The sequence below is a fragment of the Micromonospora sp. NPDC049580 genome (genome assembly GCF_040675595.1).
In the GTDB taxonomy this organism is placed as follows: domain Bacteria; phylum Actinomycetota; class Actinomycetes; order Mycobacteriales; family Micromonosporaceae; genus Micromonospora.
Genome location: NZ_JBFAPG010000700.1, coordinates 1 through 2,283, shown reverse-complemented (window position 1 = coordinate 2,283; position 2,283 = coordinate 1). Strand labels below are relative to the sequence as shown.

The window sequence follows — 2,283 nt, the reverse complement described above, 5'->3', positions numbered from 1 at the left end:
GCCTCGTCGAGGCTCCACGGGCGGTAGTGGACAGCTGCCCGCCACGAAGGCGGGGCCGCCGCCTGGCTGCGCCCGTACGACCAGGGTAGTGCGGTCTGGTCGGTACGGCATACGTGCAGCTCAGGCGGCGTGGCGAGCGGGAAGTCAGCTGGGCTGCTTCTCCCGCTTCTCCTTGATCTTGGCCTTCTTGCCGCGCAGCTCGCGCAGGTAGTAGAGCTTGGCGCGACGCACGTCACCGCGGGTCACGATCTCGATCCGGTCGATGCCCGGGCCGTTGAGCGGGTAGGTCCGCTCGACGCCGACGCCGAAGCTGACCTTGCGGACCGAGAAGGTCTCGCGCAGACCGTCACCCTGGCGGCGGATCACGACGCCCTGGAAGATCTGGACACGGGACCGGTTGCCCTCGACGACCCGCGCGTGCACCTTGACGGTGTCACCGGCACGGAAGTCGGGAAGGTCGGTCCGCTTCGACTGGGCGTCAAGGGCGTCCAGGATGTTCATCGCTGCGTCCTCGTAAGGCTCACGGCGCACCGTCACTCGGTGCGCGGGTGGGTGATTCTGATTCCCGGGTGGTGGTCGGCGGGCCGACCCCGGTCGGGGATCCTCGCAGCCGCCCGCGGGCGCGGACGGATGCGGCAACCCCCCTACTTTGCCACATCCCCCGGCGGTGGCCGAAATCCGGCCCGCTCCAGCGCCGCGATGTCCCGTTTGTCGAGCCGCTCGGGCGGCAGCGCGGCCAGCAGGTCCGGGCGCTGGGACGCGGTCCGCAGCAGCCCCTCCTCGCGCCGCCAGCGCGCGATCTTGCCGTGGTCGCCGGAGCGGAGCACCTCCGGGACGTCGTGCCCGCGCCAGCTCGGAGGCTTCGTGTAGATCGGGGCCTCCAGCAGCCCGTGCGCGTGCGACTCCTCGTCCAGCGAGCCGGCGTTGCCCAGCACCCCGGGCAGCAGTCGGGTGACCGCCTCCAGGATCACCAGCACGGCGACCTCGCCGCCGAAGAGGACGTAGTCGCCGAGCGACACCTCGGTGACCGGCATCCGGGTGGCGGCGTGCGCCAGGACCCGCTGGTCGATCCCCTCGTACCGGCCGCAGGCGAAGAGCAGGTGCGGCTCGGCGGCCAGCTCGTGCGCCATGGCCTGGGTGAACGGCACGCCGGCCGGCGACGGCACGAGCAGCCGGGGCGGCGGGGCCTCGGCCGGGGCGAGCGCGTCCAGCGCCGCACCCCACGGCTCGGGACGCATCACCATGCCCGGGCCGCCGCCGTAGGGGGTGTCGTCGACCGTGCGGTGCACGTCGTGGGTCCAGGTCCGCAGGTCGTGCACGGCGAGCTGGAGTACGCCGTTGGCCCGCGCCCGTCCGATCAGCGACAGGTCCAGCGGGGCGAAGTACTCCGGAAAGATCGACACGACGTCGACGCGCATGGGGTGGTCCTAAAGATCGAGCAGTCCGGCCGGCGGGTCGACGATCACACGTCCACCGGCCAGGTCGACCTCCGGAACGATCGCCCGGACGAACGGGATCAGCGCGGTACGTCCCTCGGGGCGCCGCAGCACCAGCAGGTCGGACGACGGCGCGTGGTCGATGCGGGCCACCTCACCCAGCTGCTCACCGGTCGGGGTGACCACGGCCAGCCCGACCAGCTGGTGATCGTGGAACTCCTCCGGATCCTCCGGAGGCTCCACGTCGGCGCTGTCCACCACGAGCAGCGTCCCGCGCAGCGCCTCGGCGGTGTTGCGGTCCAGGATGCCCTCGAACGCGATCAGCACCCGGCCCTGGTGGAAGCGGGCTTCCTCGATGGTCAGCTTCGCGGGAACCCGGAACGGCACGCCCGGCTCATCGGCGGCTGAAGGGGGCGTCGCCCCCGGCTCAGTGCGCAGCACTGCACCGGGGGCGAACCGTGCTTCGGGCTCGTCGGTCCGCACTTCCACGGTGACCTCACCGCGGACGCCGTGCGGCTTGCCGATCCTTCCGACGACGAGCTGCATCAGTACGAGTCGACGATGTCGACGCGTACGCCGCGCCCGCCGATGGAGCCGATCACCTGGCGCAGCGCCTTGGCGGTCCGGCCGGACCGCCCGATCACCGTGCCGAGGTCCTCGGGGTGCACGCGGACTTCCAGCCGCTTGCCCCGACGGGAATCGACCATCCGCACCCGGACGTCATCCGGGTGATCGACGATGCCCTTGACCAGGTGCTCCAACGCCGGACGCAGAGGCATGTCAGGCCTGCTCACCGGCGTCGGCGGTGGCAGCCGGAGCCTCGGCCGGAGCCTCGGTCTTCGGCGCC

Annotated in this window: 4 protein-coding genes; all 4 read right to left on the bottom strand. The window is 72.0% G+C overall.

Annotated elements, in window-relative coordinates:
* Positions 1-144: 144 nt before the first annotated feature.
* The 4 genes from rplS to AB0J68_RS31140 all read right to left on the bottom strand — a co-directional run bounded on the left by rplS (position 145) and on the right by AB0J68_RS31140 (position 2,215).
* Positions 145-501, bottom strand: a complete 357-nt coding sequence (gene rplS / locus AB0J68_RS31155) for a 50S ribosomal protein L19 (RefSeq protein WP_007456548.1) — start codon at positions 499-501, stop codon at positions 145-147.
* A gap of 143 nt (positions 502-644) precedes the next feature.
* Entirely contained in the window at positions 645-1,418 is a 774-nt protein-coding gene (gene trmD / locus AB0J68_RS31150; protein ID WP_354856390.1) for a tRNA (guanosine(37)-N1)-methyltransferase TrmD, read from the bottom strand.
* Between the two features lie 9 nt (positions 1,419-1,427).
* Positions 1,428-1,982 (bottom strand): ribosome maturation factor RimM, encoded by a 555-nt coding sequence (gene rimM, locus AB0J68_RS31145; RefSeq protein ID WP_354856392.1) that lies wholly within the window; start codon positions 1,980-1,982, stop codon positions 1,428-1,430.
* Complete coding sequence (locus tag AB0J68_RS31140; protein WP_013284588.1) at positions 1,982-2,215, bottom strand: RNA-binding protein; 234 nt, start codon at positions 2,213-2,215, stop codon at positions 1,982-1,984. Before AB0J68_RS31140 ends, rimM begins: the two co-directional genes overlap by 1 nt.
* Positions 2,216-2,283: the final 68 nt, after the last annotated feature.